The sequence below is a fragment of the Burkholderia sp. WSM2230 genome, assembly GCF_000472445.1.
In the GTDB taxonomy this organism is placed as follows: domain Bacteria; phylum Pseudomonadota; class Gammaproteobacteria; order Burkholderiales; family Burkholderiaceae; genus Paraburkholderia.
Genome location: NZ_AXAJ01000031.1, coordinates 1 through 1,609 on the forward strand (window position 1 = coordinate 1; position 1,609 = coordinate 1,609).

The 1,609-nt window shown below is 58.9% G+C and carries 2 protein-coding genes; both read right to left on the bottom strand.

Features of this window, described 5'->3' with window-relative positions:
* Positions 1-265: 265 nt before the first annotated feature.
* On the bottom strand, positions 266-1,264 hold the full coding sequence (locus tag A3AC_RS0128895; protein ID WP_025603109.1) for a 2-dehydropantoate 2-reductase: 999 nt from the start codon (positions 1,262-1,264) through the stop codon (positions 266-268).
* A gap of 135 nt (positions 1,265-1,399) precedes the next feature.
* The coding region (locus tag A3AC_RS29630; protein ID WP_035476109.1) for a formate dehydrogenase subunit delta at positions 1,400-1,609 on the bottom strand (210 nt) is incomplete at its 5' end.

A 1,609-nucleotide genomic window follows, 5' to 3' on the forward strand; every position in this document is an offset into this window, starting at 1 on the left:
ACCGCGACGCCGAATTTCCGCAGGATTTCCTTACCCTGGTACTCGTGAATCTTCATGCGTGATTCCCTTCAGTCTGAGAGTTGGATTGACCCTTTGTTCAGGTTTCCGATGTGATCGCGCATCCACTACGGGACGGACATAGCTTCGACAGTCACGACTGCGGCTTGTGGACCGTTCGATCGCGAGCGCCACCTTGCTATTCGTCGTTTCAGCCAGCCGCTGCTCGCAAGCCGCTGGGCTGCGACTCTGGTCATCGGATATTTGACTACTGGACAGCTAACCTGGGCGCCGGCGCTTGCTGAGCAATGCGTTCACGCAATTTCACTAGCGCAAGCACCGTATCAATTGTCGGCGTTGCCTGTTCCACGAGCCTGCCCATTTCGTGGACGACGGTGAGCAGCGGATCGATCTCCATTGGGCGGCCGGCTTCGAGGTCCTGCAGCATCGACGTCTTATGTGCGCCAACCGCGCCCGCGCCGTCGATACGCTTCTCGACATCGACGCGAAAATGGACGCCAAAGCGGTCGCCGATCGATTTGGCTTCCATCATCATGGCTCGTGATACCGCACGCGTCGCCGTGTCGTTTGTTATGACGTCCAGCGTCGCGTGCGCCAGCGCGCTAATCGGGTTAAAACAGAGATTGCCCCACAACTTAAGCCAGATCTCGTCGCGAATGTTGTCGCGAATCGGCGCGTCCAGGCCCGCAGACACCATCAGTTCATGCAATTTCTCGATTCGCGCTGTGCGTTCGCCGCTCGGCTCTCCAATCGGAAACTTCTTGCCGTATACGTGGCGAATCACCCCTGGCTCGACAATTTCAGCCGCCGGATACACCACGCAGCCGATTGCACGCTCAGGCCGAAGCAAGTTCCACTGGCTGCCGTCCGGGTCGATGCTGCTAAGCACGGTGCCGGCAAATTCCCCGCCGTGCTTGTAGAAATACCAATACGGAATCCCGTTTACCGCAGTAACAATCGCTGTGTTGGGTCCTAGCAGGGGCTGCATCGCGCCCACCACTCCTGGCACTGAGTGCGCCTTCAGCGCAACGACGACATAATCCTGCACCCCAAGTTCCTGCGGATCGGCCACACAACGTATCTGGGCGACACGCTCCCCTCCATCGATCTGCAGACGCACCCCATTCGCCTGCATGGCAGCGAGGTGCGCGCCACGCGCGACAAAACTGACATCTGCACCTGCCAATGCGAGCTGCGCGCCAAGGTAGGCACCGATTGCTCCGGCGCCATAAATACAGATTTTCATCTGCGTCTCCGATCTTGATTTACGAATGGTATCGAGCCGACATGGACATCAATGTCGGCTTTTGTTCTGCTAGCTCTAACGCCGTTACGGAATGTCCTCTCACGTTTTTTGCCCGACCACACCGACGGCCCGGGGCTATGTTCCAGCCGGTGTCAGTTGAACGCGGTAGCCGAGCAGTGCCTCTCGTACTATCTGGCACAACGACGCTTCGTTCGATGTATCGAGCGACGCCAGCAGCGCGCGCCGCATACGCGGCTCCCAGAAGCGGCGGATATGGTCGGCCACGCCCGCGACGGCTTCATCGTGATCCGGCATCGAAGCGAAGAAGTCGCCGATGCGGTTCGC

Excerpts from the sequence above, each read along its gene's own strand:
- A3AC_RS0128895 (WP_025603109.1), bottom strand. The coding sequence starts at position 1,264 with ATGAAAATCTGTATTTATGGCGCCGGAGCAATCGGTGCCTACCTTGGC.